We start from the raw sequence: 26,199 nt of genomic DNA, 5'->3' as shown, positions 1-26,199 counted from the left end.
TGGGTGTGCTGGTGGGGTCGGTGGGGGTGGTGGTGTGGAAGGTGTCGGCGTTCGTGGCGCGGCGGGAGCGGCGGCGGACGTCGTTGACGGTGGATCGGGTGGGGGTGCGGGTTCCGACGGGGCGGGGTCCGGCGTTCTTGCCGTGGGAGGCGTTGCGGGGGGTGGTGGTGGAGGGGCCGACGTTGAACTTCCGGGTGCGGCCGTCGATCACGCCGGGGTCGCCGGGGGTGTCGGGGTTGCACCGGCGGGATGCGTGGCCGGTGGCGTCGGGGCCGGGGTTGCCGGTGGACACGCGGTTGTTCCGGCGGGAGTTGGGGGAGATCGTGGCGGCGGTGCGGTTGTACTCGGGGGATTCGGTGCGGATCTCGGGTGGTGACCGGGGGTGATGGGGGGTCGGTGAGGATCACTCGGTTGGGTGTCGTCACTGTGCGCGTACTGGTTACTACACTCTGCGAGGTCGGTGGGGTGATCTTGTGCCCCGTGGTGCTCGGGACGGGTCGGGGGTGTGCGGTTCGTGGTGGTGTCGCTGGGCGCGCCGGTGTGGGACCTGGTGCGCTTGACCCGGGTGCGGCGGTGGGGTGCGGGGTCGGGTGAGGTGGGGTTGGCGGTGGTGGGGTCCGCGGCGGACCTGGCGGTGTTGACGGCGGTGCCGGGTGAGCGGGGGTTGGGGGTGGCGCCGGGGTGCCCGGTGTCGGCGTTCGAGGCCGGTGGTGGTCCGGGGGACGTGGCGGTGGCGGTGCGGGCGGCGTTGGCGGGTGCGGCGCGGGTGCTGGTGGTGTCGACGGTGGTGCGGCGGGGGCCGAGGTCGCACCGGATGGCGTTGTCGGCGGCGTTGGACGCGGCGGCGGGGGCGGGGGTGCTGGTGGTGGCGGCGGGTGCGGTGGGGGCAGTGGGGGCGGCGTGCCCGGTGTTGGAGCACCCGTGGGTGGTGCCGGTGTTCGCGTGTGGTCCGACGGGGCGTCCGGCGTGGTTCGTGGAGTGGGACGCCGAGGGGGTCGACGCCGGGGGTGATGAGGTGCCGCGGGGGTTGTTGGCGCCGGGTCAGGACGTGCCGACGGCGGCGGGGCGGGTGTCGGGCAATGGGGTGGCGGCGGTGGTGGCGGGTGCGGCGGCGGCGTTGGTGTGGTCGTTGGCGCCGGGGGTGCCTGCGTCGGTGGTGCGGTCGGGGTTGTCGGTGGGGGCGGTGTCGGCGCGGCGGTGGGGGCCGCCGGTGCTGGACGTGGAGCGGGCGTGGGAGTTCGTGTCGCGCGGGGTGGCGTGAGACCGGCTCAGGCGCCGCGCTGGTTGTTCACAGGCCGAGGAACTCGCGCAGGGCGTCGGTGCCCTCGGTGGTGACGGGGGTGGTGCGGTGGGTGTCCCAGGCGTGGCGGGTCAGGCGCAGGCGGTGGCTGATGGCGAGGGTGCCGCGGGGGGCGACGCGCTCGGTGCCGTCGTGGGTGTAGCCGAGCTTGCGGGACACGGCCAGTGACTGCGGGTTGTCGGCCATGGCGGCGGAGACGGCTTCCTCGGCGTGCAGGTCGGCGAAGGCCAGGTGCAGGACGGCGGCGCGCATCTGGGTGCCGAGGCCGCGGCCCTGGTGGGGCAGGCCGAGCCAGGAGCCGGTGTGGACCTCGTGGGTGGCGGGGAACTGGCGGCCGGTGATCTCCTGGACGCCGATGGGGTGGCCGTGGTGGAAGGCGGCCAGTTGCAGGGTCCACCGCTGGGGGGTGCAGTCGGCGAGGGAGCGCCAGTGGAACTGGATGACCGAGAGGGCGACGGCGGCGGGGTCGGCGTCGGTCCACCCGGCGGTGAAGGGCATGTGGGCGGGGTCGTGGATGCCGCGGGCGGCGACGTCGGCGAGGTGGCCGAGTTCGTCGTGGTCGGGGAGGCGCAGTTCGAGGTCGGGGGTGCGCAGGACGAGGGCGGCGGGTGGGAAGTGCTGAGCGATCACCCGGCGATCGTGGCTGGTGGGGGGTGGTCGCGTCACGTGGATTACCCCGGTGGTGCGGGGGTCAGGTGCGGTCGTGGGTGGCGCGGTGGGTGCGGTTGAGGTCTTCGGCCTCGGCGGCGGCGCGGGTGGGGACGGGGGTGTCGAGGTGGGGGGTGATGGCGTCGCGGATGCCGTGGACGAAGGTGCGGCCCGCGTCGGTCAGGGGTGCGCGCAGGAGGGTGGTGGTGGAGTCGGCGACGGCGGTGCGCCAGCGGGCGAACTCGCGGTCGGCGCGGTGGGAGGGGGCGGTGGTGCGGCGGGTGGCCCAGTAGGCGGTGACGGCGAGGTAGGCGTAGGTGCCGTGGAGCAGGCCGGTGGTGGGGCGGGGGTCGGGGCGCCAGGGGGCGTAGTGGCGCGGGCCGGTGGTGTCGGTGGTGTCGGTGACGAGGGGGTGCAGGTCGATGATGGCGGCGAGCTTGGCGTGTTGGGTCTCGTGGGTGAGGGTGGCGGCGGTGGCCTCGGGGTCGGTGGTGGCGGAGAGGAACAGGCAGCCCAGGGCGGAGGGGACGGTGGCGGAGGTGTCGGTGCCCGCAGGGGCGGTGAGGGGGGTGGCGGTGGTGGTGATGGCGGCGGTCTCGGCGGCGGCGTGGGGGTGGTCGCGGTCGAGCAGGGCCCAGGCGGCGGTGAGGTTGTCGCGCCAGGAGGGGGGTTCGTCGCAGGTGCCGAGGTCGGGGGGCAGCAGGCCGGGTGGCCAGGTGGCGAGGGTGAGGGTGGTGGTGGGGGTGGGGCGCAGCAGGGGGAAGGGCTTCCAGCCGATGGTGGTGGTGGCGCGGCGGCCGGTGACCGGTTCGGTGGCGCGGCCGAGGGAGGGCAGGGTGGCGGCGGTGGTGGGTGGGAATTCCAGGGTGAGGGGGGTGCCCGCGCGCAGGGCGGCGGCGGCGGTGATCCAGGCGAGGTCGGCGGGGCGGCCGGTGCGGTGGGTGTGCAGGGCGGTGGCCCAGGCGCTGACGAGGGGGTCGTCGAGGGTGCGGTCGACGGCGTGGGGGGTGTGGGCGCGCAGGTCGCCGAGGGCGCGGAAGGCGGCGGTGGCGGTGGGGTCGCCGGTGATGGCCAGGCGCAGCAGGGCCAGGGTGCGGGAGCGGCGGGCGGTGACGAGGGCGTGGACGAGGTGGGTGTGGGCGGTGGGGCCCGCGGCGAGGGTGCGCAGCTGGTCGGGGGTGAGGGTGTGGGTGGGGGTCACCGGAGGTGTTCCAGGTCGGTGGTGACGCGGTGCAGGGCGTGGGTGATCAGGCGGGTGAGGTCGGGGCAGTAGACCGAGGGGGTGATCAGGCCGGTGTCGGGGTGCAGGCGGTGGGCGGGGTGGCCGCCGCCGCAGACGGGCAGCAGGGGGCAGGCGGTGCAGGTGGCGGACAGGGGTGGGGGTGGGAGCAGGGCGTCGTCGAGGCGGTGGTGGTGGACGGTGAGGCCGGTGGCGGAGGCGGTGGGGGCGACGGCGGCGAGGATGTCGGAGCGTTCCAGGGTGCCGTCGGTCTCGATGACCAGTTGGGGGGAGGCGGTGGTGCCCAGGCCTTCGACGGTGGAGCTGCCGCCGAGGATGAGGTCGAGCAGGGAGGTGAACAGGCGCACGGGGGGTGTGCCGGTGGTGTACCAGTGGTCGAAGGCGGTGGTGAGCCAGTCGCCGTAGGGGGTGGCGGGGTCGTCGGGGGTGCGGTGCGGGGGTGGGGTGGCCCAGGTGCCGTGGGGCAGGAGCAGGTCGACCAGCGGGGGGTTCCAGGCGGCGAGGGCGGTGAGGGTGTCGAGGGGGTCGTGGGTGGGGTCGATGACGCAGAGCAGTCCGGCGAACAGGTGGGGGTGGGTGGTGGTGAGCAGGTGCAGGCCGCGGGTGGTGGCGGTGTGGGAGCCGCGGCCGGTGCGGGTGCGGCGGTGGTGGTCGTGGTCGGCGGGGGTGCCGTCGAGGGAGACGCCGACGGCGACGTCGAACTCGTCGAACAGGTCGCAGAAGGCGGGGGTGAGCAGGGCGGCGTTGGTCTGCAGGGCGAACCGGACGGGGGTGGGGACGCGGTCGCGGGCGCGGGTGAGGACCCGGCGCAAGGCGGTGGTCCCGGCGAGGAGGGGTTCGCCGCCGTGCAGGACGAGGCGGACGTGGTCGAGGTGGTGGGTGGCGGCGTGCTCGGCGATGCGGTCGACGGCGGCGTCGGCGGTGGGTGGGGCCATGGCGGCGGGGCGGTGGCGCCAGCGCTGGTCGGCCAGTTCGTAGACGTAGCAGTAGTCGCAGGACAGGTTGCACCGGCCGTGCACCTTGAGCACGAACTCCCGGAACGCCGTCACCTTCTCGGTGCCCACACGGGTGAATGATCCCGGTTGTGGCCGGTGGTGGGGTGCTGGTCGTGGGTGGTGCACCCGATCGGCTCATCGCGGGTTCGGGTGGTCGTGCGCTGTACACTCGGTGCTGGTGGGGCCACGGGGTGTGACCGCCGGGGTGTGCGGTGCCGGGGTGGTCCGGGAGGGGAGGGGGTCGCGGTGGGCGGTGAGGGGGACGCGGTGGTGGGGCCCGCGCCGGAGGTGGGTGTCGGGTTGCCGGACCTGTCGGGGGTGGGGTTCGCGGAGTTGGAGGCGATGCCGGATTCGGTGCTGCGGGCGGCGTTGGAGCGGGTGCTGCGCTGCGGGGGCGGGCCGGACCGGTTCGCCGCGTTCCAGAACGCGGTCTAGGTCGTGTCCCGCGGGTGGCTGCGACGTTCGGGTGATCTTGGTCGGGTGGAGGCATCCCGGCGGGTCCGCCGGGCGTCAGCGGTGGTGGGGGACGGCTGTGGGTGCGGGGATGTCGGGTGCGGGGATGTGAGGTCGCGATGACGGGGCGCCGGGACGCCGTGGGGCAGGCGGCGGTGACGGTGTTCGCCGCGGCGGCGGTGCGCCCGGGGCGGGCGGACGCGGTGGCCAACACCGCGGTGCTGCTGGCCGCTGCCGATCGGCGGGTGCTGGTGCTGGACTGGTCGACCGAGTCGCCGCCGGTGCGGGAGTTCCTGTACCCGTTCCACTCCGGGACCACCGCGGTGGGGGCGGGGTTGTGGGCGGGGTTGATGGCGATGGTGCCCGCGCACGCGCGGCCGGAGGGGCCGGGGGCGTTGGAGCGGTTCACGGTGCCGGGGTTGCCCGCGGCGGTGGACCTGATCTCCACGGGGGTGCCCGGGGGGTTGCCGGACTTCGTGACCGCGACGGCGGGTCCGGCGGTGGCCGGTGACCTGCGGGGGTTGCTGACCGGGTCGGGGTACGACGACGTGCTGGTGATGCTGCCCGCGGGGCGGGACCCGGACCGGTTGGCCGCGGCGGCGGCGTTGGGTGACATCGCGGTGGTGGTGTTCGGGGGTGGGCCGCGGGCGGTGGCCGCGGCGGTGGAGGTGGCCACGGGGTTGCGGCGGGCGGCGCCGGTGCGGGTGGACGTGGTGGCGTTGGCGGCGCCGTTCTCCGGGGGTGAGGAGGCGGAGGTGGCCGCGCAGACGCGCACCGACATCCACCGGGCGTTCGCGCCGATCACCGCCGAGCAGTCCGACGACCCGCCGGTGGACGGGCACCTGGAGATCCCGGCCTGGCACCACGACGACCCGTCGGCGCTGCTGGCGGTGCTGGTGGAGTCGCCGGGCACGGCGCCGGGGCTGCTGGCCGGGTACGCGGCGCTGGCGGAGGTGCTGGCCGGGCACGGGTTGGCGGCGGTGGACCCGGTGCCCGCGGCGACGCGGGCGACCTACCGGCGGGCGTTCGGGTTGGCCACCGACTCCGAGCCCGACCGGGTGCTGGTGGCCGCGGCGGCGGCGCACCGGCCGTGGGCGGACTGGGTGCGCGAGCAGGTGGGGCGGGCGGGGGCGCGCACGCGGGACCTGGCCGACCCGGGGGACTGGTTGGTGGAGGGGTCCGGGCCGCCGCCGTCGGTGGTGGTCGTGGCGGGCGAGGGTGAGCGGTGGCCGGTCGGGGACGCCGCGGGGGTGGTCGAGGCCCGGGGGTTGCGGGTGCACCGGGTGGTGCCGACCGCGGCCCCGGAGGGGCCGGTGGTGGCGGCGGTGCGGCGGGCGGCGGCCGAGCGCGCCGACCAGGTGCGGTCGGCGATGTTGCGGGCGTTGGGGTTGGTGGACCGGGGGGTGGGGATCGCCGGGCCCGCGCCGCGGTTGCCGGGGTTGCCCCCGGCCCGGTTCGGGGTGCCCGCGCTCAACCCGCGGTTGACCCCGCGCGACGCGGACATCAACGCCCTGCGGGACCGGTTCGCCCGCACCGGGGACGCGCGGGCGATCGTGACGGTGACGGGGGCGGCGGGGTCGGGCAAGTCGCAGTTGGCGCTGGCCTACGCCCACCGGTTCGCCTACGACTACGACCTGGTGTGGTGGGTGCCCACCCACGACCGGCAGCGGGCGTTCCTGGCGTTGGCGGCGTTGGCCGCCCAGTTGGGGCGCACCACCGGGTACCAGGCGAAGGCGGCGCTGCGGGCGTTGGCGACCGAGCCCGCGCACCGGCGGTTCCTGCTGGTGTTCGACGACGTGCCCGCCGACGACGACCTCGACGACCTGCTGCCGGGGGGCACCACCGGGCACATCCTGATCACGACCCGGTCCTCGGTGGACGGCACGGTGGAGTTGACCGGGATGTCGCCGGGGGACGCCACGGCGCTGCTGACGTCGGTGGTGCCCGGGTTGGCCGAGCCCGCGGCGGCGGCGGTCGCCGACGCCCTGGACCACCGCCCGTACGCGCTGGAGTTGGCGGCGCGGTGGTTGCGGGAGGCGGTGGAGGACCTGTGCGGGGGTGGGGCGGCGGTGTTGGCCGCGGCCGGGCACGCGGTGGCGGAGCTGCTGGGGGAGCTGACCCGCGACCGGCACGACGGGCAGCCGCCGACCGGGGACCACGACCCGGCGGGGTGCCGGATGACCGAGCACACGCTGCGGACCCTGTCGGGGTCGCCGCTGGGGCGGGTGACGCTGCTGCTGGTGCGGTTCGGGGCGTTCCTGTCCTCCCAGGGCATCGCGCTGGGGTTGATGCGGTCGCGGCCGCTGGTGGCGGCGGTGGCCGACCTGGCCGGGGACACCGCGCTGGCGCTGGACGCGACCAGGGTGGACCGGGCGCTGTGGTTGGGGGAGCGCTACGGGCTGCTGGAGGTCGACTGGGGGGAGCGGGCCCGGGTGCACCTGGGCAACACCCTGCAGGGGGTGGTGCTGGGGTTGATGAGCCCCGCCGAGCGGGAGACCCTGCGGGCGACGCTGCTGCGGTGCCTGGCCCGCTACGCCCCGGCCGAGACCTCCGACGAGGTGTCCTCGGCGGACCGGTTCGCCGAGCTGCAGCGGCACGTGCTGGCCTCGAGGGCGCTGGGCTCCGACGACCCGCAGGTGCGGCGGTGGCTGGTCAACCAGGTGCGGTACCTGTACCTGCACCGCGGGGAGTACGGCATCCTCGACGCCGCCCTGGACATCGGCACCCGGGTGCTGGCCGACTGGGCCGAGCGGTTCGGGGTGGACGACCCGCTGCGGCTGCGGATGGCCGGGCAGCTGGCCAACCTGGCCCGCGACCTGGGCGACCGGCGGCGGGCGCTGCTGCTGGACCGGGACACCCTGGCCCGGCAGCGGGCGCTGCCCGACGCGGCGGGGGACCTGCCGACCCTGGCCACCGCCCGCGGCCTCGGCGGGGACCTGCGCGGCCTGGGCCGCTACGCCGACGCCTTGGTCGAGGACCAGACCACGTGGGAGGGCTACGTCCGGGAGCTGGGGGAGGACCACCCGCAGACCCGGCGGGCGGCGAACAACCTGGCCCACTCCCGGTACCTGTCCGGGGACACCGAGGGGGCGCTGCGGTTGGAGGAGGACAACCACCGGCGGCGGGTGCGGCTGTTCGGGCAGGACAACGCCGAGACGTGGTGGTCGGCGGTGAACGTGGGCATGTACCGGCGGGACCTGCGCCGCCCGGGGGCGGTGGAGGGGTTGCAGATCGCGTGGCAGAAGCTGCGGGACCTGCTGGGGGTCGACGCCCGGCTGACCGTGGCCGCGGAGTGGCACTTCTCCGGGGCGCTGCGCGCCACCGACCCCGGGCGGGCCCGCAGCCACGCCCGCAACGCGCGCACGGTGCTGCGGGCCACCCTCGGTGACGCCCACCCCGACACGCTGGCCGCGACCCTGTCCTACGCCCACGCCCAGCGGCGCTTCGGGCAGGACCACGCGATGGCCCTGGAGCTGGCGCTGGAGGCCCACACCGGGTTCCACAGCGACCTGGACCTGCCCGAGGGGCACCCGTTCCTGGCCCTGTGCGAGCTGGGGTTGGGGCAGGCGGAGGCCGCGGCGGGGGCGTGGGAGCGGGCCGAGGAGCGGCACCGGGCGGCGCTGGTGGCGCTGACCGACCGGTTGGAGCGGGTGCACCCGTGGACGCTGGCGGCCGCGGTGGACCTGGCGGCGCTGCTGGCGGCCACCGGGCGGGTGCGGGAGGCCAGGGGGGTCACCGCCGCCGCCCGCGACGACGCGGTGGACTACCTGGGCCCCGACCACCCGGTCGCCCTCGACGCCACCGCCAACCTCGACCTCGCCCGCGTGGGCGCCACCACCGGCTGGAGGCTGATCGATGTCGACATCCCCCAGACCTGACCCGCACGAGACCCACCCCGCCCACCCCCCGGGGTCGGTCGACGAGGTCGTCGAGCACCTGCGGGGGGCGTTCGCCGCGACCCCGGAGCTGGACTACCTCGCCCACTTCCGGGCGGGCACCCTGCACCACGCCCTCGACCGGTTGGGTGAACCGGCCCCCGGCCCCGACCACCTGCCCGGGTCGACCCGACGCGACGCGGTGGAGCGGTTGGGCCGCCACGTCACCTCCACGGTGCGGGCGATGGACCGGCGGTTGCAGCAGGCGCGCACCGGGCGGTTGGTGCGCACCGCGGTCTCCACCGACCGCAACGCCCTGTTCTGCGACACCATCCGCCCCGGCGACGACGTCATCGGGGTCATGCCGGTGGCCGCGGGGCCCGCGGCGGTGGCGGCGGGGGACCGGGCGGTGGCCGCCCTGGCCACCCGGTTGCGGGCCCTGGACGGGTTGCCCGCCCCCAACTACGGGTCCTTCGACACCACCGCCGTCCCCGCCGACCCGGGCGAGTCCCCCACCCGGCCCATCACCCGCCCCGGCACCGACGCGACGGCGATCACCGACCTGCTGCGCGCCCACGTCGGCCCCGACACCCTGCACCTGCTCACCTACTGGGCCGACGACCACCCCATCACCACCGTCGACTGCCTCGACGACCCCACCGTGCTCGCCCTGTGCGACCCCGACGGGCTCACCGCCACCGAGCGGCGCGCCTACTACACCGACCTCGGCGCCGACCTGGGGCCGCGGGCCAACGAGCTCAACCGGGCCGCCGCCGGTGCCCTGGGTGGCAGGCTGCTGCGGCTGGTGCTGGACGTGGAGGGCGGGGCGGTGTTCTACCGGCGGCTGCCCGCCCGCCGCTACCTGGTGGGGGTGACCCTCGACCAGCGGCGGGTGGGCGCCGCCGACGACCGCGTCGCCGGGCTCGCCGCCGACCTGTCCCTGCTGCCCGAATGACGCCCCGCCCCGGCCTGGGGGGAGTGGGATCGGTCGCGGCGGGGAACAGCACGGGGGTGAGCGCACCAGCACCCGACCGCCGTGCCGTCGTCGACGCCCTGCGCCGCTGCTACGCGGCCATCACCGAGGTCACCGAGCACATCGAGGGGGCAGGGGGTGGCCTGGCGGGGGTGGGCACCGGGTGCGCCGGGTGGCACGCCGGGGACCTGCTGTTCCACCAGCTCTGCGACGCCCGCCGCGCCCTGGTCGCCCTCAACACCCCCGGCGACCGGGCCCCCGACCGCGACGCGGTCACCTACTGGCTCGGGTTCCCCGGCCGCGCGGACACCACCGACACCAGTGACACCACCGACGACGAGCACGCCCGGTTCGTGCGCGCGGTGACCGCCGCCTACCCGCCCGGGGCGCTGGTGGCCGAGTGGCGGGCCACCGCGGCGGCCGCGGTGGTCGCCGCGCAGCGGTGCCCGCACCCGGCGGTGGGCACCCAGGGGCACGTGCTGACCACCACCGACTTCCTCGACACCCTCGTCGTCGAGGCCACCGTCCACCACCTCGACCTCACCGCCGAGGTCCCCGACGCCCCCGCCGCCGACCCGGACGGGCTGCGGCGCGTGCGGCGGGTCCTCGACGGGCTGCTGGGCCACCCCGCCCCGTTCGACTGGGACGACCGCACCTACGCCCTCAAGGGCACCGGGCGACTGCCCCTGACCGGGGCCGAGACCGCCCTGGCCGACCGCTTCCCCCTCTTCGGCTGACCCACCCGGCACCAACAGGCGCCCGCGGTGGGGTCAGCGGCCCGCGGCCGCGCGCAGCGCCGCCCGCCGCACCCGGAAGCTGAGGTTGCGCAGCGCCTCCTCCACCCTGGCCACCGCGTCCTCCGGGCGCCCGGCCACCGACGCCAGCGGCAGCAACCGGAACGTCGGCAGGTACTCGGCCATCGCGTCGTAGACGTTGCAGATGCCCTCCAGCGCCGCCCGCGCCTCCGCCGACCCGCCCCCGGTCACCCCCGCCCCCGGCGCCGGGGGGAACCGGCGGAACCACCCCGCCACCGACGCCCGGAACCGCACCACCACCTCCGCCAGCAACCGGCCCGTGCCCGCCGCGGCCACCACGTCCGGGCGCTCGACGATGCGCAGCGCGGCGTCGGCGGCCTCGTAGCCGCCCGCCTCGAACGCCCGCGACACCTCCGGGTCCACCGTGGTCAGCGCCTGGATCGCCGCCACAGCCTCGGCGAACAGCTCCGCCACCGGGGCGGGCAACCCCGGCTCGTCGGCCGCGGGCGGGGTCGTCGGGGCCTCCACCGGCGCCGACCGGCCCACCGCCGACTCCACCCGGTCGGTGCCGTGCTGGATCTGCTCCAGCAGGTCCCGGTGCATGGTGGCCATCCGGCGGATGATCTGGTCGGTCTGGGCCAGCACCTGCCCCACCGGGTCCGCCGCGTCCAGCTCCGGCAGCCGGGCCATCGCCGTCTCCAGGGCGGTCACCAGGTCGTCGACGAAGGTCGACTGCCGGTAGAGCACCGGCTCGTAGCCCAGCTGCTCGCGCACCCTGGCCACGGCCATGTCGGTGGGGGTGCCGGTCACCAGCGGCAGCACCACCGCGTGCGGCTCCGCCCCGCGCACCGAGATGATCCGCGACACCACGTCCTCGACGTCGGCGTCGGTCAGCAGCGCCCTGGTCAGCAGCAGCGCGCACCCCGACCCGCGCTGGGGGAAGCGCACCCAGTAGTCCACCCGGGTGTCCGCGCGCGCCCCCAGCACCCGGTCGCGGTAGTGGTCCCAGTTGGCCATCCCCAGCACCCGGCCGATCTGGTCGCGGATGTCGTCGCCGGAGGGGGTGCCGAACAGCTCGGTGTTGGCCTGGTTGATGATCGCGTCGTCGACCAGCACCGACTCGTCGCCGGTCTGGCGGCGGCGGTCGTCGGCCAGCCGGAACGCCCGGTGGCACAACCGGATCACCTCCCGCGGGTTGCCGCGGGTGATCATGCGGATGGTGCGCACCACCGGGGGGGTGAACGGGGCCAGGGTGCGGGTGCCCAGGGTCAGCTCCTGGGTGCGCAGGATGAAGTCGGTGATCTCCCCCTCGGTCAGCCCGGCCAGCCGCACCGGGTGCGGGATGCGGGCGCGCACCGGCCCGGACAGGGCGGGCCACACCTCCGGCAGCCCGCCCAGCACCAGGCACGCCCCGGCCTTGGTGGCCACCTGCAGCAGCTCCTGGAACTCCGCCATCACCGCGTGCCCGGGGGCGTGCTGGGCGGAGAAGATCTTGTCCAGCTCGTCGACCACCAGCACGAACCGGCGGTCGCGGCCGCCGAGCAGCAGCGCGAACACCCGCAGCGCCTCCAGGGCCGCCAGGTCGTCGTCGATGACCCGGCTCACCCCCCGGTCGACCAGGATCTGCTCGGGGCGCCCGCCGGTCAGCCAGTTCCACACCGCCTCCTGGAACCCCGGGCGCAGCAGCAGCGTCAGCGCCGCGGCGAAGTCGGGGGAGGAGGTCACCCCCGCCAGGGTCTCGCGCACCTGCCGCAGCAGCCGCGACTCCAGCAGCCCCAGCTCCCGGGCGATCTCGTGCCAGCGCAGCTCGCCGGGGTCGGTGCCCTCGGCGTCGGCGCCGGTCATCGCCCGCACGTCGGCGCGGGTCAGCCCCGAGGGCTCCAGCGCCTCGGCGACCTGGTCGGCGTAGTAGTCGTTGACCTGGGCCACCACCCCGTCCACGCCCAGGGTCGCCATGAACCGCCGGTACAGCGACAGGAAGTCCGCGGCGGCGGCGTCGAGGTAGACCGCGGCGCGCGGGTTGCCCAGCCGGGCGCGGGCGCGGGCGACCATGCGCACCGACAGGTGGGTCTTGCCGATGCCGTAGTCGCCCAGCAGGGCGATCACCGTGCCCCCGGCGCGGTCGTCGGCGCCGTCGGTGCCGTCGCCGGTGTGGGCGTCGAGGTAGTCGTCGAGGAAGGAGAACGCGGTGCGCACCGCGTCGGTGGTCACGGTGACCTCGGCGGTGTCGGGGTCGCCGTCGATGACCGACACGTTGGCCACGGCCATGTCGGCGAACGGGTTGCGCCGCCGCCGCGGCGGTGGGGCCGCGCTCACGCCTGCCTCCCCCGCCTGGCCAGCTGCCGGGCCCGGAACCGGTGGAAGTCCTCCGGGCCCAGGTCGGCGGTGGCCGACCCGACCATCCGGTAGGTGCCGTGGGCGACCTTCTGCAGGGTCTTGATCGACGGGCACATCGAGCGCAGCGCCGCCAGTCCCCCCGGGGTGATCCCCGGGCACGACCCCGGGGCGTGCCTGCCCAGCCGGTCGGCGACGTAGCGGGCCACGTCCGCCTCGGTGAGGGTGCGCATCTGCACCACCACCGCGGGGCGGAAGCCCTCCAACCGCTCCTCGATCTCCAACAACCGGTCTCCCAGCATGGCCGACTCCGTCACGAACACCACCCGGGCGCTGCTCAGCGTCCTGGCGTAGCGGACCACCTCGAGGATCAGGTCCCCCGGCGTCGGCAGCAACACGACGACCGCGGTGCCCGGCTCCAGGGCGGTCGACAGCTGCGGGAACACCAGCCGCGGGTTGGGGTTCTGCGTCCACAGCGCCTCGGCGCCCTGGCGCAGCAGCCCGGCGGCGCGCAGCTCACCGGGCAGCAGCCCGCACACCAGCTCCATGCGCTGGTCGATGGACTCTTCCTGGTCCTCCAGGACCGCGGTCAGGTCCACCACCCCGGTGCGCAGGCCCAGCCCGCCCAGCCCGGCGCGCACCCGGTCGGCCAGGCGGTTCACCATGGCCGACTTGCCGCACCCGGACTCCCCGGAGACCAGCACGTACCCGCCCTCGACCAGGTGCCCGAAGTCGTCGAACTCGCCCAGGGCCTGTTCGAACGCCGCCGCCGAGCCGCAGACGTCGACGTAGAGGTCGTCGTGCTCGGGCCACCGGTACGGGCACAGCGGCAGCACCGCCCCCTGGCGGTGGTGCGGGACCGCGAACGGGTTCACCGGCTCGGTCATGCCCGGCCACCACCACCGCTGCCACCACCGCTGCCGCCCCTGTCGCCCGTGCCGGTGCCCTCGACCTGGGCGGGCCGGTCGGGGTCGCGGCGCAGCGACCGGTGCCAGCGGCCCGGGGTGGCCAGCCCGCCGCCGACGCGGGCGCAGTCGACCTCCAGTTCGCCCAGCCGGGCCAGCCGCGGGTCGCCCGCGCCCCGGCTGTCGGCCTCCAGGGCCTGCGGTGACAGCGCCCCGGAGGTGATCGCGGTGTGGGCCCGGCGGGCGGCGGGCCACCGCGGGTGGTCCGAGACCACCCGCAGCAGCCGGGCGGAGAGGGCGGCGTGGGCGGTGTTGAGGTCCTTGTCGTCCCGGGTGCCTGCGTAGGCGCCGAGGTACTCGCGGGCGGCGGTGTGGAAGGCGGTGGCGGCCTGCACCAGGGCGTCGCGGTCGGCGCGGCCCGCGGTGACCCTGGCCTGCCAGGCGGTCGCGACGTAGGTGGCCACCGCGCCGAAGAGGCCGGTGAGGAACGGCAGCAGGTTGTCCAGGGCGTCCTTGGGCGGGGACTTCTGCGCCTCGAACAGGGCGGTGCAGGCTTTGTCGAACGCCTCGGTGTCCGAGCGGCGCCACGCGGCCAGATCGGTGACCTTGGCCCGGTCGGCGCCCAGGGCCACCGCCGCGTCGCGCAGCGGTTGGGCCTGGGCGGGGGACAGGCAGTAGACCAGTTCGGCGTCCTCGGGCTGGGCCTGGGCGGGGGCACCGGACAGCAGCGCCCACGCGGTCGCCGCGGCTGCCGCGGCGCACCGCCACCCGATCCGCCCAGCGCGCCCCACGCGCACCCCCCGGTCGCCACCCGTTTCCGAGCGCCCGGGCGGCACGCCCCGGACGAAGGTCAACTGTAGCGAACACCGCGCCCCCCACCCTGGTCATCCTCTAGATCCGCGCGGCGGGCCCGGGCGTTATCGCGGCATCCGGGTGACAGCACACCACACCGGTGGGTTGCTTTGTGGAACTGAGCTGGTTGTGGTCTGATGCGCGAGTATCGGACCCCCAGGAGGAGGACCACGGTGACCACCACCCCGGCGACCCCGCTGCCCGACCCGGCCGCCACCCCCGCCACCGCCCCGGACGGGCCGACCGGGCTGGAGCTGCTGCGCGCGGTGTTCACCGGGCCCCGCGCCGCCACCGGCATCGCCGGGCTCATCGGCATGCGGGTGGGGGAGATCGAGCGGGGGCGGGTGGTGTTCACCGCCGCCACCCGCCCCGAGTTCGCCAACCCCATGGGCACCACCCACGGCGGCATCTGCGCGACCCTGCTCGACTCGGTCATGGGGTGCGCGATCCACACCGAGCTCGGGCCGGGGGACAGCTACGCCACCCTGGAGCTGAAGGTCAACTACATCCGGGCCGTCCCGCTCGACGGGCGCCTGCTGACCGCCGTGGGCACCACGGTGCACCTCGGGCGCCAGACCGCCACCGCCGAGGGCCGGGTCACCGACCCCGACGGGCGGCTCGTGGCGCACGCGAGCACCACCTGCATCGTCCACCGCGCCCCCCGCTGACCCGCGCCCCCCGCTGACCCGCGCCCCGCGGGCCGGCCCCCCACGGGCTCGGCCCGCGGGGGGTCAGCAGTCCGACAGGAACCGGTCGAGGACCTCCACGGCGAAGCGCAACCCCTCCACCGGGACCCGCTCGTCGACACCGTGGGCCATCGCCCGGTAGTCGTAGCCCTCGGGCACCCACAGCGGGGCGAACCCGAAGCACTCGATCCCCAGCTTCGAGAACGCCTTGGCGTCGGTGCCCCCGCCCATGCAGTACGGCACCACCACCGCCCCCGGGTCCTGCGAGCGCAGCGCCGCGGCCATCGCGTCGAACCACGGGCTGTCGACCCTGGCCTGCACCGGCGGCTGGTGGGAGACGAACTCCCTGCCCACCCCCGGGCCCAGCAACCGGTCCACCTCCGCCAGCAGCTGCTCCTCGGTGCCCGGCAGCACCCGCACGTCGACCTGCGCCTGGGCCTGCCCCGGCACCACGTTGACCTTGTACCCGGCGGAGAGCACCGTGGGCCTGGCGGAGTTGCGCACCACGTTCTCCACCGCCTTGCGCGCGTCGCCGAAGCGGGCGATCGCGGCGTCGATGGCGTCCGGGTCGTCCAGGTCCACCGGTATCCCCAGGGCCGCCCCCACCCGCTCCAGGAACGCGCGCACCGCCGGGGTCAGCACCACCGGCCACCGGTGCGCCGAGAGCCGCGACAGGGCGTGGACCAGCTTCTCCACGGCGTTGTCGTCGTTGCGGCGCGACCCGTGCCCGGCCCGGCCCGTCGCGGTCAGCCGCAGGTGCGCGGTGCCCCGCTCGGCCGTGCCCACCGAGTACAGGTGCACCGGGTCACCGGCGGCCGAGCGGGCGCGCATCGTGTACGCCCCGGACTCGCTGATCGCCGCCGCGCACCCCTCGAACAGCCCCGGGTGGTTGTCGACCAACCAGTGCGCCCCCCACAGGCCCGCGTCCTCCTCGTCGGCGACGAACGCGAGCACCACGTCCCGGCGCGGGCCCCGGCCCTCGGCCCGCCACCGGGCCAGCACCGTGAGCACCTCCGAGACCAGGTCCTTCATGTCCACCGAGCCCCGACCCCACACGAACCCGTCGCGCACCTCCCCGGAGAACGGGTCCACCGACCACTCCGCGGGGTCGGCGGGCACCACGTCCAGGTGCGCCTGCACCAGCAGCGCGGGCAGCGACGGGTCGGCCCCCGGCCAGCGGGCCACCACGTTGGACCGGCCCGGCTCGCGCTCCAGCAGCACCGGGTCCAGCCCCGCGTCGGTCAGCAACCCCGCCACCAGCTCCGCCGCGGGCCGCTCCGGCTTGCCCGCGCCACCACCGAGGTTGGTGGTGTCGATGCGCACCAACCTCGAACACAGCTCCTCGACCGGCAGTCCCACTCCTTGGCCCCTCTCAGCCGTACACGCCGTCGACGGCGCCCGCGGCGATCGCGGTCACCACCTTGAACGCCTTCATCGCCTCGGTCATCGACTCCGCGGTGAACGCCACGGTGCGCGTGCCCGCCAACCGCACCGTCGGCACCACCGCCGCCGCGTGGGCCAGGTGGGTGGCGTCGAAGTCGACCTCGACGGTGTGCGCGCTGGCGTCCCCGCGCCCCCGCCCGGCGTGCGCCACCGCCGCGGTGGCCGCCGCGGTGATCAGCGGCCCGGTCACCGCCGGGGGCGAGCACACCGCCGCGTACCGCGACACCGCGTCCTTGACCACCGCGTGCCCGGCCCTGGGCGCGTAGGCGGTGGCCTCGGCGCAGGTCAGGTCGTCGCCGGTGACCAGGATGACCGGGACGCCGTGCTCGGCGGCCAGCGCCGCGTTCAACCGGCCCTCCGAGGCCGCGACCCCGTCCAGGCGCACCTCGGTGATCGAGTTCTCCAGGTAGGTGTGGGCCAGCACCCCGTCGGCGCCCGCCCCGGTGTGGTACCCCAGGAACACCACCCCGTCCACCCCCGAGTCGACCCCCTGCATCATCGACAGGGGTTTGTGCCGCCCGGTCAGCATCCGCGCCCGCGGGTCCAGCTCCTCCAGCAGCGCGTTGCGCTGGGCGGAGTGGGCCTCGTTGACCAGGACCTCGGTGGCCCCGCCGTCGAAGAGCCCGGCCACGCAGGCGTTGACGTCGCCGGTGTACAACCGGCGGAACCGCTGCCACTGCTCGGTGCCGGGCACCACGTCGGAGGTGCAGGTGACGCCGGTGGCGCCTTCCATGTCGGCCGAGATGAGTATGCGCACCGGCCCCAGGTTACTTCTGCGCGCCGCTCGTTGACTTTCCCGGTGGCCGAGTGGTTTCTTTCTTGCCAACTTCTCACAAGGTTCGGTCGACGGGAGAATCCGACGTGGGCTCGGTGCGTGCAAGACGGTCGGCGTTAGCGGCGGTGGCGGTGCTCACCGCGACCGTGGTGGTGCCGGGGCTCGGTTCCCCCGCCACCGCCCAGCAGGGCAACACCCTGCGGATCGCGGTCACCCAGGAGGTCGACTCGCTCAACCCCTTCCTGTCCTCCACCCGCACCGGCACCGACATCCTGCGGGCGACGTTCGAGGAGCTCACCGCCGCCTCGGCCAAGGACATGAGCCCCGAACCGGGGTTGGCGACCAAGTGGGAGCCCTCGGCGGACAAGCTCACCTGGACCTACACCATCCGCTCCGGGGCCAAGTGGAGCGACGGGCAGCCCATCACCGCCAAGGACGTGGCGTTCACGTTCAACCTCATGCTCGGCAACGAGACCGCGCGCACCGCCAACAGCAGCTACATCGCCGGGTGGGAGTCGGTCACCGCCCCCGACGACACCACCGTCGTGGTCAAGACCAAGGCCCCGCAGACCACCATGACCGCCCTGGACATCCCCATCGTGCCCGAGCACGTGTGGAAGTCCGCCGACGTCGGCGCCGAGCCCAGCTTCCCCATGGTCGGGTCCGGGCCCTTCGTCATCACCGAGTTCAAGGAGTCCCAGTACACCCGGCTGGCGGCCAACAAGAACTACTGGCGCGGCGCCCCGAAGATCGACAACCTCGACTTCGTCTACTACAAGAACGCCGACGCCGCCGTGCAGGCGCTGCGCAACGGCGAGGTCGACCTGGTCAACAACCTCACCCCCACCCAGTTCGACGCCCTCGCCGGTGACGGGTCCATCACCCGCAACAACGCCAAGGGCAAGCGGTTCAACGAACTGGTCCTCAACCCCGGCGCCGCCACCGCCACCGGCCAACCCATCGGCGACGGGCACCCCGCGCTCAAGGACGCCCGGCTGCGCCGCGCCATCGCCCAGGCCATCGACACCAAGACCCTCGTGGACAAGGTCTCCGGCGGCTACGCCGAACAGGGCAGCGGGTACGTCCCCCCGCTGTTCGCCACCTACCACTACCAGCCCGAGGGCGACCGGGCCCGCGCGTTCGACCCCGCCGCCGCCAACGCCGCCCTCGACGCCGCCGGGTACACCAGGGGCGGCGACGGGGTGCGCGTCGACCCCGCCAGCGGCCGCCCGCTGGCCCTGCGGCTGCTGCTGCACTCCGGCAAGGCCTTCGACGAGCAGTCCGCCCCGTTCATCACCGGGTGGCTGCGCGACATCGGCATCGCCGTGACCGCCCAGTCCGCCTCGGACAACAAGCTCAACGAGGACACCACCGCGGGCAACTTCGACCTGGTCTACTCCGGGTGGAACGGCAACCCCGACCCCGACTACATCCTGTCCCTGCAGACCTGCGCGTCGCGGCCCAACGCCGACGGCAAGGGCGCCACCCCCGACACGTTCTTCTGCGACCCCGAGTACGACCGGCTCTACGCCCAGCAGGGCAGCGAGTTCGACACCGCCAAGCGCGCCGAGGTCGTCAAGCGCATGCAGGCCATCCTCTACGACCAGGCCCCCATGGTGGTGCTGACCTACGACAACGCCCTGGAGGCCTACCGCTCCGACCGGTTCGCCCCGTTCACTATCTCCCCGGACCCGGGCGGGTTCATCATGAACCAGCAGTCCTACTGGGGCTACTACTCCGCCACCCCGCAGGCCCAGGCCGCCGGGTCGTCCTCGTCGTCGACGCTGGTGTGGGTGGTCATCGGCGCGGTCGTCGTCGTCGGCGCCGCGGTCGTGGTCGTGCTCGCCCGCCGCCGCCGGGCCACCGCCGACGAGCGCGAGTAACCCGTGACCGACGCGCTCACCCCCGTCGAGGACCCCGCCGCCGCCCCCACCCGGGGCGGCGGCGGGGGCGGCGGGCTGCTCCGCTACACCGCCACCAAGCTCGGCGCCGCCCTGGTCAGCCTCGCCCTGATCGCCGTGCTCGGGTTCGTGCTGTTCCGGGTGCTCATCCCCGGCGACCCGGTGCGCATCCTCACCCGCGGCGCCCCGGTCACCCCCGAGGGCGCCGACGCCCTGCGCCGCCAGTACGGGTTCGACCTGCCGCTGTGGCAGCAGTTCCTGCGCTACGCGGGCAACCTGCTGCACGGCGACCTGGGCACCTCCGCCCAGTTCAAGGTGCCGGTGGCGCAGAAGATCGGCGAGCGCGTCGGCCCCACCCTGCTGCTGGTCGGCGTGGCCACCCTCATCGCCGTCGCCCTCGGGCTGTGGCTGGGCACCCGCTCGGCGTGGCGGCGCGGGTCCCGGTTCGACCGGGTCTCCACCGGCATCGCCCTGACCCTGTGGTCGGCGCCGACGTTCTGGCTGGGCCTGCTGCTGCTGTCGGTCACCCGCGGGCTGTTCCCCTCCGGGGGCATCACCTACCCCGACACCCCACCGGACTTCTGGTCGCAGGCGGTCGACACCGCCCACCACATGGTGCTGCCCCTGATCACCCTCGTCGCCGTCGTCTACGCCCAGTACCAACTGGTCATGCGGTCCTCGCTGGTGGAGGAGATGCACGCCGACCACCTGCTCACCGCCCGCGCCAAGGGCCTGCGCGACGACCGGGTCCGCCGCCACCACGCCGTGCCCAACGCCCTGCTGCCCACCGTCACCCTGGTGTTCCTGCACCTGGGGCTGGTCGTCTCCGGCGCGGTCACCGTCGAGACCGTGTTCTCCTGGCCCGGCCTCGGCCTGCTCACCTACGAGGCGCTGCGCTTCAACGACGTCTTCCTCCTGCAAGGGACCTTCCTCGTGCTCGCCGCCGCCGTCGTGGCCATGAACCTGCTCGCCGACCTGCTCTACCGGGTCCTCGACCCCCGGGTGCGCGCGGCATGAGCCCCGGACCCGCCTGGACCCGCCGCCGCGCCGCGGCCACCGCCGCCTGGGCCGAGTTCCGCCGCCACCGCGCCGGGCTCGTCGGCCTCGGCGTGCTGGCCGCCATCGTCGCGCTCGCCCTGCTCGCCCCCGTGCTCACCGACCCCACCGGGGTCGACGTCACCCGCGCCACCGGGCCCCGCCTGGCAGGCCCCTCCGGCGCCTACTGGCTGGGCACCGACGAGTCCGGGCGCTCGGTCGCCCAGCTCACCCTGCTCGGCGCCCGCATCTCCCTGCTCGTCGGGCTCTCCGCCACCCTGCTCTCGGTGGCCATCGGCACCCTCGTCGGCGTGCTCACCGGCCACTTCGGCGGCTGGGGGGCGGCGGTGGTCATGCGGCTGACCGACTTCTTCCTCGTGCTGCCCTCGCTGGTGCTGGCCATCGCCCTGTCCGCGGTGCTCGGCGCCGGGCTGGGCACGATCATCCTCGCCATCGGCGTCACCTCCTGGCCCTCGGCGGCCCGCCTGGTGCGCGCCCAGACCCTCACCGTCGAGGCCCGCCCCTACATCGAGCGCGCCAAGGCCCTCGGCGGCGGTCACCGCCACGTCATCACCCACCACGTCCTGCCCGGGGTGCTGCCGCTGGTGTTCGTCAACACCGTGCTCGCCGTGGGCACCGCCATCGTCGCCGAGTCCACCCTGGCCTTCTTCGGCCTCGGCGACCCCACCGCGGTGTCCTGGGGCAGCATGCTGCGCTCGGCGTTCAACTCCGGCGCCATCACCGCCGGGGCCTGGTGGTACCTGCTGCCCCCCGGCGTGGCGATCGCCGCGGTCGTGCTCGCCTTCACCCTCTGCGGACGCGCCATGGAGTCCGTGCTCAACCCCCGCCTCCGGGAGCGCTGACCCCCATGACCACCCCAGGCACCACCGCCACCCCCGACCCCGCCACCCCCGACCCCGACAGCGCGGGCGGGACGGGCGCGCCGCTGCTGCGGCTGCGCGACCTGCGCGTGCGCTACCCCTCCGGGCACGAGGCCGTGCGCGGGGTCGACCTGACCCTCGACGCCGGGGACACCCTCGGCCTGGCCGGGGAGTCCGGGTGCGGCAAGTCCACCCTCGCCATGTCCGTGCTGCGCCTGCTGCCCACCGGCACCGAGGTCGACGGGCAGGTCCTGCTCGACGGCGAGGACACCCGCACGATGTCCTGGGGCCGGTTGCGCGCGGTCCGCTGGGCCGGGGCGTCGGTGGTGTTCCAGGGCGCCATGCACGCCCTCAACCCCGTGCACCGCATCGGCGACCAGATCGCCGAACCCCTGCTCGTGCACTCCCCGCGCACCACCCCCGCCCAGGCCAGGGCCCGGGTGCGGGAACTGCTCGCCCAGGTCGAGCTGCCCGCCGACCGCGCCCAGGCCTACCCCCACCAGCTCTCCGGCGGGCAGAAGCAGCGCGTCATGATCGCCATGGCGCTGGCCTGCGACCCCCGGCTCATCATCGCCGACGAACCCACCACCGCCCTCGACGTCATCGTCCAGGCCCAGGTCCTCGACCTGCTCACCCGCCTGGTCCGCGACCGCGGCATCGGGCTGCTGCTGATCTCCCACGACCTGGCCGTGCTCGGCGCCACCTGCCGCCGCCTGGCCGTCATGCGCGACGGGGTCGTGGTCGAGGAGGGCGACGCCCGCACCCTGGTCACCACCCCCACCCACCCCTACACCCGGGCGCTGGCCGCGGCGTTCCCCACCATCGGCGACCCCGCCTCCCGCTACGCCCCCGCCACCACCGGCGAAGCGCCCCCGCCGGGCACCGACGCCATCGGCCCCACCCTGCTGTCGGTGCGCGACCTGCGCGTCACCTTCGGCCGCACCACCGCCGTCGACGGTGTCGACCTCGACGTGCGCGCCGGGGAGGTCGTCGCCCTCGTCGGGCAGTCCGGCTCCGGCAAGACCACCCTCGCCCGCACCGTCCTGGGGTTGCAGGCCCCCGACTCCGGGCAGGTCCTGTTCGACGGGGCACCGGTGCCCACCCGCGCCAAGGCCCTCAAGGCCCACCGCCGCCAGGTCCAGCTCGTCCTGCAGGACCCCACCAGCGCCCTCAACCCCCGCCACACCGTCCAGGAGGCCGTCGCCGAGGGCCTGCGCATCCACCGCGTCCCCGGCGACGAGGCCGACCTCGTCCGCGCCGCACTGCACGACGCCGAACTGCGCCCCGCCGAGCGCTACCTCACCGCCCTGCCCCACGAGCTCTCCGGCGGGCAGCGCCAGCGGGTCGTCATCGCGGGCGCCCTCGCCCTGGCCCCCCGGCTGCTCGTCGCCGACGAACCCGTCGCCTCCCTCGACGCCTCCGTGCGCGGGGAGGTGCTGGCCCTGCTGCTGCGCCTGCGCGCCCGCCTGGGCCTGGCCGCGCTCGTCATCACCCACGACCTCGGCCTGGCCTGGAACATCGCCGACCGGGTCGCGGTCATGCACCAGGGCCGCGTCGTGGAGACCGGACCGGTCGAGCAGGTCCTCACCGACCCCGCCCACGACTACACCCGGGCCCTGCTCGCCGCCGTCCCCGACCCCACCACCCCCACCGGGGAGCACCACCGGTGACCACCACCTCCGCTACCCGGTGTGACCAGGGGCACGCGCCAGGTGCCACCGGAACGGCCGTAGCGCGCGACCGCCTCGGGCGCCCTGTGTAACCTCTCCCCTTGAACCGCCGACGGCTGGCGGAGCCCCCGAACGAACCGTGCCCACCGTGGAAGAGTCCTTGGTCGCTGAGAACGCAGAGAAGCTGACAACCGCCGACGTCGGGACCACCGACCCGACCGAGCAGCGGACCGGCCCGCTGCCCAAGCGCACCATCGCGCTGGGCACTCTCGGCAGCCTGCTCATCCTCATCAGCGCCTTCGGCGCCGCGGGCATCCTGGTCCACGACCCCGTCCTGGGCCACGGCCCCCTGTCGTGGCTGCGCTACGGCCACGGGCAGATGCTGGCCACCGGGGTGCTCTACCTCGGGTTCTCCCTCGTGGTGTGGGCGTGGGTGCGGCTGGGCCGCCACGTGCTCGCCGGGCGCGTCGCCCCCCGCACCGTGCTGCTGGCCGCCGGGTGCTGGATCGCGCCGCTGCTGGTGTCCCCGCCGGTGTTCACCCGCGACGTGTTCTCCTACATCGCCCAGGGCACCCTGCCGCTGTTCGGCCACGACCCCTACGTCGTCGGCCCGATCGTGCTGGACATGCAGTCGGTGGTGCAGAACGTCCACCCGTTCTGGCAGACCACCCCCGCCCCCTACGGCCCCATGTTCATCCTGCTCGCCAAGGGCGTCGCCGCCGTCACCGGCAGCAACATGATCGCCGGGGTCGTGCTCATGCGCCTGGTGCTCATGATCGGCCTCGGGCTGCTGCTGTGGGCGCTGCCCGGCCTGGTCCGCCACCTCGGCGGGAACCTGGCCACGACCTACTGGCTGGCCATCGCCGGGCCGATGACCGTGGTCCACCTCGTCGGCGGCCCGCACAACGACATCCTCATGGTCGGGTTCCTGGCCGCGGGCACCCTGTGCGTGCTCGACCGCAAGCACGTCCTCGGCGTCTTCCTGGTCACCCTCGGGGTGGCGGTCAAGGCCACCGCCGCGATCGCCCTGCCGTTCCTGGTGCTGGTGTGGGCCGCGCACCTCGGCGGCGCCACCCGCGGGTTCAACACCCGCAACTTCCTGCGCGCCGGGGCGCTGGCCGTGGCCACCTTCGTCGCGACCTTCGCCGCGGTCACCCTGGTCGCCGGGGTCAACCTCGGCTGGATCCAGGCCCTGCAGGCGCCGACGATGATCGTGAACTGGCTGTCCATCCCGACCGCGGTCGGTGAGGCGGTCAACACCGTCGTCAACGTCTTCGTCGACACCAACAAGTCGTGGTTCGTCAACACCACCCGCGTCCTGGGCGCCCTGGCGTTCCTGGCCATCGGCGTGCGCCAGTGGTGGCTGTCCCGCGCGGGCGGCTCCGACGCGGTGCGCCGCATGGCGTTCGTGCTCTTCGCCGTGGCCGTCCTCTCGCCCGCCACCCTGCCCTGGTACCTGACCTGGGGCTTCGTGATCGCCGCCGCGCTGCCCTGGCAGCGGCGGCAGCTGGCGATCCTGGTCGCCGCCGCGGTGTTCCTGGTGCTGACCTACTCCCCGGCGGGGGAGGACATGCTCTACAACTGGCCGTTCATCGCCTGCGCCCTGGCCGCGGCCGTGCTCGCCGGGTTCTCCCTGCTGCGCGTCGACCCGCTGGGCCTGTTCGCCGACCGCCGCGAGGAACTGGTCGACGTCAACACCCCACCGGCCGACACCCCGCCAGCCGACACCACAGCCAAGGTCTGACAGACCCGTCCGCGAACGCCCCCGGGAGCACACCCCGGGGGCGTTCGCGCGTCCACCCGGCTCAGGGCACCAGGACGACCTTGCCGCGGACCCGGCGCGACTCCGACAGCGCGTGCGCCTCGCCCGCCCGGGCGAACGGGAACACCGCCGCCACCGGCACCCGCAGCCTGCCCTGCCCGGCCAGCTCCACCGCCGTGCGCAACCCGTGGTAGGCCCCGCCCGCCTCGCACTCGGGGGAGCCGACCGCCGACAGGTGCACCCCGTGCTCGGGGGCGGTGAAGTCGGCCACCGACACCACCCGCGCCGGGTCACCGGCCACCGCCACCAGCTCCGGCAGGCTCCCCGACCCGGCCGCGTCCAGCACGAAGTCGACCGCGTGCCCGGCGACCCGCCCGGCCAGACCGGGCCCGTAGGTGGTGGGGATGGCGCCGAGGTCGACCAGCAGGTCGTGGTTGGGCTCGCGGGCGGTGCCGATGACCTTCGCGCCCCGGGCCACCGCCAGCTGCACCGCCATCGTCCCCACCCCACCGGCGGCGCCCTCGACCAGCAGGGTGTGCCCGGCGCCGACCCCCAGCAGGTCCAGCACCCTGGTCGCGGTCTCGACGTTGCCGCCCGCGCCCCCGGCCTGCTCCCACGACCACCCCGCGGGCCTGGGCGCCCAGTGCGCCAGCACCGCGAACTGCGCCGCCGTGCCGCCCAACCGGGACAGCTCGGCCACCCCGAACACCTCATCGCCCACCGCCACCCCCTCCACACCCGCGCCGAGCTCGTCGACGACCCCGGCGCCGTCGATGCCCGGGATGTGCGGCAGCGGCACCGACGCCAGCTCACCGAGCCGCCCGGTGCGCAGGTACCAGTCGGCGGGGGTGACCCCGGACGCGGCGACGCGCACGCGCACCTGCCCGGGACCGGGGTGAGGTTCGGGCACGTCCTGGTCGACGCCGAGGACGTCGGGGCCGCCGAGGCGGTGGTAGCGCAACGCGAACACGGTCGCTCCTCCAAGGGATCGGGGTGGCCGCGGGTGACCGGCCACCCCGTCCAGCGGTCGCGCCGACCGGGGTGTTCCGCCCGCTCGTAAAGTGGGAGACATGAGCGCCCCCGGCTCTCGGCTGCGCGCCGACGCCCGCGACAACCGCGAGCGGATCATCGCCGCCGCCCGCGAGACCTTCACCGAACGCGGCCTGGACACCCCCATGGCCACCATCGCCCGCCGCGCCGGAGTCGGCGCCGCCACCCTCTACCGGCGCTTCCCCACCAAGTCCGACCTCGTCGCCGCCGCCTTCGCCGAGCGGATGACCGCCTGCGCGGTGATCGCCGAGAACGGCCTGGCCGACCCCGACCCCTGGCAGGGGTTCGCCACCGCCGTGACCCGCCTGGCCGGGATGCGCACCCTCGACCGGGGCCTGACCGCGGCGCTGCTGCGCGCCTACCCCGACGTCCTGGACTTCACCACCCACCGCGCCCGCGCACTGCGCGCCACCGCCGAGCTGATCACCCGCGCCCAGCGCTCCGGGGGGCTGCGCGCCGACTTCACCCTCGACGACGTGCTCATGCTGCTGATGGCCAACAACGGGCTCGTCTCCGACAACCCCGCCACCGCCACGGCCGCCACCCGCAGGCTCGTGGCCTGGTTCCTCGCCGGGGCCCGCAGCGACCACCCCATGCCCCCACCGGTGCCGCTGGCCGCCACAGAGGTCCTGCGCCCCCGGCCCGCCACCGACCTCTGAAGCGGGC

At 75.2% G+C, this 26,199-nt stretch carries 22 protein-coding genes; 12 read left to right on the top strand and 10 right to left on the bottom strand.

Annotation, left to right across the window (positions count from 1 at the left end; all coding sequences use genetic code 11):
* Window positions 1-292 (bottom strand): hypothetical protein (locus BJP25_RS34095; RefSeq protein ID WP_158075633.1); only part of this gene is annotated, 292 nt, incomplete at its 3' end.
* 213 nt (window positions 293-505) lie between these two features.
* Here BJP25_RS34095 and BJP25_RS33245 point away from each other — a divergent pair.
* Window positions 506-1,261: a hypothetical protein gene (locus BJP25_RS33245; RefSeq protein WP_075974731.1), complete on the top strand. Its 756-nt coding sequence runs from the start codon at window positions 506-508 to the stop codon at window positions 1,259-1,261.
* 27 nt (window positions 1,262-1,288) lie between these two features.
* On the opposite strand, the gene BJP25_RS11190 is transcribed toward BJP25_RS33245, so the two are convergent.
* From BJP25_RS11190 to BJP25_RS11180, 3 genes are all read right to left on the bottom strand, one after another.
* A complete protein-coding gene (locus BJP25_RS11190; RefSeq protein ID WP_075974730.1) occupies window positions 1,289-1,930 on the bottom strand; it encodes a GNAT family N-acetyltransferase in 642 nt (213 codons plus the stop codon).
* Window positions 1,931-1,991: 61 nt separating this feature from the next.
* The gene (locus BJP25_RS11185; RefSeq protein WP_075974729.1) at window positions 1,992-3,149 is read right to left on the bottom strand and encodes an aKG-HExxH-type peptide beta-hydroxylase; all 1,158 of its coding nucleotides are present in this window, start codon (window positions 3,147-3,149) and stop codon (window positions 1,992-1,994) included.
* On the bottom strand, window positions 3,146-4,252 hold the full coding sequence (locus BJP25_RS11180; protein WP_075974728.1) for an FxsB family cyclophane-forming radical SAM/SPASM peptide maturase: 1,107 nt from the start codon (window positions 4,250-4,252) through the stop codon (window positions 3,146-3,148). The genes BJP25_RS11185 and BJP25_RS11180 overlap by 4 nt, the downstream gene beginning before the upstream one ends.
* A 177-nt stretch (window positions 4,253-4,429) precedes the next feature.
* Between BJP25_RS11180 and fxsA the strand changes: the two genes are divergently transcribed.
* The 4 genes from fxsA to BJP25_RS11160 all read left to right on the top strand — a co-directional run bounded on the left by fxsA (window position 4,430) and on the right by BJP25_RS11160 (window position 10,221).
* Window positions 4,430-4,618, top strand: a complete 189-nt coding sequence (gene fxsA / locus BJP25_RS11175; protein WP_075974727.1) for an FxSxx-COOH cyclophane-containing RiPP peptide — start codon at window positions 4,430-4,432, stop codon at window positions 4,616-4,618.
* A 137-nt stretch (window positions 4,619-4,755) separates the two neighbouring features.
* Window positions 4,756-8,514 (top strand): FxSxx-COOH system tetratricopeptide repeat protein, encoded by a 3,759-nt coding sequence (fxsT, locus tag BJP25_RS11170; protein WP_075974726.1) that lies wholly within the window; start codon window positions 4,756-4,758, stop codon window positions 8,512-8,514.
* Window positions 8,492-9,466 carry a hypothetical protein gene (locus tag BJP25_RS11165; RefSeq protein WP_075974725.1) on the top strand — a complete coding sequence of 325 codons (975 nt, stop codon included), beginning with the start codon at window positions 8,492-8,494 and terminating at the stop codon, window positions 9,464-9,466. The genes fxsT and BJP25_RS11165 overlap by 23 nt, the downstream gene beginning before the upstream one ends.
* A 56-nt stretch (window positions 9,467-9,522) precedes the next feature.
* On the top strand, window positions 9,523-10,221 hold the full coding sequence (locus BJP25_RS11160) for a maleylpyruvate isomerase N-terminal domain-containing protein (protein WP_075974724.1): 699 nt from the start codon (window positions 9,523-9,525) through the stop codon (window positions 10,219-10,221).
* 33 nt (window positions 10,222-10,254) lie between these two features.
* Here BJP25_RS11160 and BJP25_RS11155 read toward each other — a convergent pair whose 3' ends face one another.
* From BJP25_RS11155 to BJP25_RS11145, 3 genes are read right to left on the bottom strand one after another with little or no spacing between them, the layout of a single operon-like run.
* Entirely contained in the window at window positions 10,255-12,555 is a 2,301-nt protein-coding gene (locus tag BJP25_RS11155; RefSeq protein WP_075974723.1) for a hypothetical protein, read from the bottom strand.
* Window positions 12,552-13,460 (bottom strand): hypothetical protein, encoded by a 909-nt coding sequence (locus BJP25_RS11150; RefSeq protein WP_075974722.1) that lies wholly within the window; start codon window positions 13,458-13,460, stop codon window positions 12,552-12,554. Before BJP25_RS11150 ends, BJP25_RS11155 begins: the two co-directional genes overlap by 4 nt.
* On the bottom strand, window positions 13,457-14,269 hold the full coding sequence (locus BJP25_RS11145; protein ID WP_143218986.1) for a hypothetical protein: 813 nt from the start codon (window positions 14,267-14,269) through the stop codon (window positions 13,457-13,459). Before BJP25_RS11145 ends, BJP25_RS11150 begins: the two co-directional genes overlap by 4 nt.
* 234 nt (window positions 14,270-14,503) lie before the next feature.
* On the opposite strand from BJP25_RS11145, the gene BJP25_RS11140 reads away from it, so the two are divergent.
* Entirely contained in the window at window positions 14,504-14,998 is a 495-nt protein-coding gene (locus tag BJP25_RS11140; protein WP_233158003.1) for a PaaI family thioesterase, read from the top strand.
* Window positions 14,999-15,061: 63 nt separating this feature from the next.
* On the opposite strand, the gene BJP25_RS11135 is transcribed toward BJP25_RS11140, so the two are convergent.
* Together BJP25_RS11135 and BJP25_RS11130 are read right to left on the bottom strand one after the other, a co-directional pair.
* Window positions 15,062-16,375, bottom strand: coding sequence for a M20/M25/M40 family metallo-hydrolase (locus tag BJP25_RS11135; protein WP_075974720.1), 1,314 nt, complete (start codon window positions 16,373-16,375; stop codon window positions 15,062-15,064).
* A gap of 13 nt (window positions 16,376-16,388) precedes the next feature.
* Window positions 16,389-17,216 (bottom strand): M55 family metallopeptidase, encoded by an 828-nt coding sequence (locus tag BJP25_RS11130; RefSeq protein ID WP_075974719.1) that lies wholly within the window; start codon window positions 17,214-17,216, stop codon window positions 16,389-16,391.
* A gap of 149 nt (window positions 17,217-17,365) precedes the next feature.
* On the opposite strand from BJP25_RS11130, the gene BJP25_RS11125 reads away from it, so the two are divergent.
* The 5 genes from BJP25_RS11125 to mptB all read left to right on the top strand — a co-directional run bounded on the left by BJP25_RS11125 (window position 17,366) and on the right by mptB (window position 24,465).
* Window positions 17,366-19,117 (top strand): ABC transporter substrate-binding protein, encoded by a 1,752-nt coding sequence (locus tag BJP25_RS11125; RefSeq protein WP_233158002.1) that lies wholly within the window; start codon window positions 17,366-17,368, stop codon window positions 19,115-19,117.
* A 3-nt stretch (window positions 19,118-19,120) separates the two neighbouring features.
* Complete coding sequence (locus tag BJP25_RS11120) at window positions 19,121-20,152, top strand: ABC transporter permease (RefSeq protein ID WP_084793874.1); 1,032 nt, start codon at window positions 19,121-19,123, stop codon at window positions 20,150-20,152.
* Entirely contained in the window at window positions 20,149-21,033 is an 885-nt protein-coding gene (locus BJP25_RS11115; RefSeq protein ID WP_075974718.1) for an ABC transporter permease, read from the top strand. Before BJP25_RS11120 ends, BJP25_RS11115 begins: the two co-directional genes overlap by 4 nt.
* Window positions 21,034-21,038: 5 nt before the next feature.
* Window positions 21,039-22,721 carry a dipeptide ABC transporter ATP-binding protein gene (locus tag BJP25_RS11110; protein WP_084793873.1) on the top strand — a complete coding sequence of 561 codons (1,683 nt, stop codon included), beginning with the start codon at window positions 21,039-21,041 and terminating at the stop codon, window positions 22,719-22,721.
* A gap of 148 nt (window positions 22,722-22,869) precedes the next feature.
* Entirely contained in the window at window positions 22,870-24,465 is a 1,596-nt protein-coding gene (gene mptB, locus BJP25_RS11105; protein WP_233158001.1) for a polyprenol phosphomannose-dependent alpha 1,6 mannosyltransferase MptB, read from the top strand.
* Between the two features lie 61 nt (window positions 24,466-24,526).
* Here mptB and BJP25_RS11100 read toward each other — a convergent pair whose 3' ends face one another.
* Window positions 24,527-25,453, bottom strand: a complete 927-nt coding sequence (locus tag BJP25_RS11100; protein ID WP_075974717.1) for an NADP-dependent oxidoreductase — start codon at window positions 25,451-25,453, stop codon at window positions 24,527-24,529.
* A gap of 100 nt (window positions 25,454-25,553) precedes the next feature.
* Here BJP25_RS11100 and BJP25_RS11095 point away from each other — a divergent pair, with 100 nt between their 5' ends.
* Window positions 25,554-26,192 (top strand): TetR/AcrR family transcriptional regulator, encoded by a 639-nt coding sequence (locus tag BJP25_RS11095; protein ID WP_075974716.1) that lies wholly within the window; start codon window positions 25,554-25,556, stop codon window positions 26,190-26,192.
* Window positions 26,193-26,199 lie beyond the last annotated feature (7 nt).

It is taken from the genome of Actinokineospora bangkokensis (assembly GCF_001940455.1).
GTDB classification, from domain to species: domain Bacteria; phylum Actinomycetota; class Actinomycetes; order Mycobacteriales; family Pseudonocardiaceae; genus Actinokineospora; species Actinokineospora bangkokensis.
This window is presented reverse-complemented; position numbering and strand designations above follow the sequence as displayed.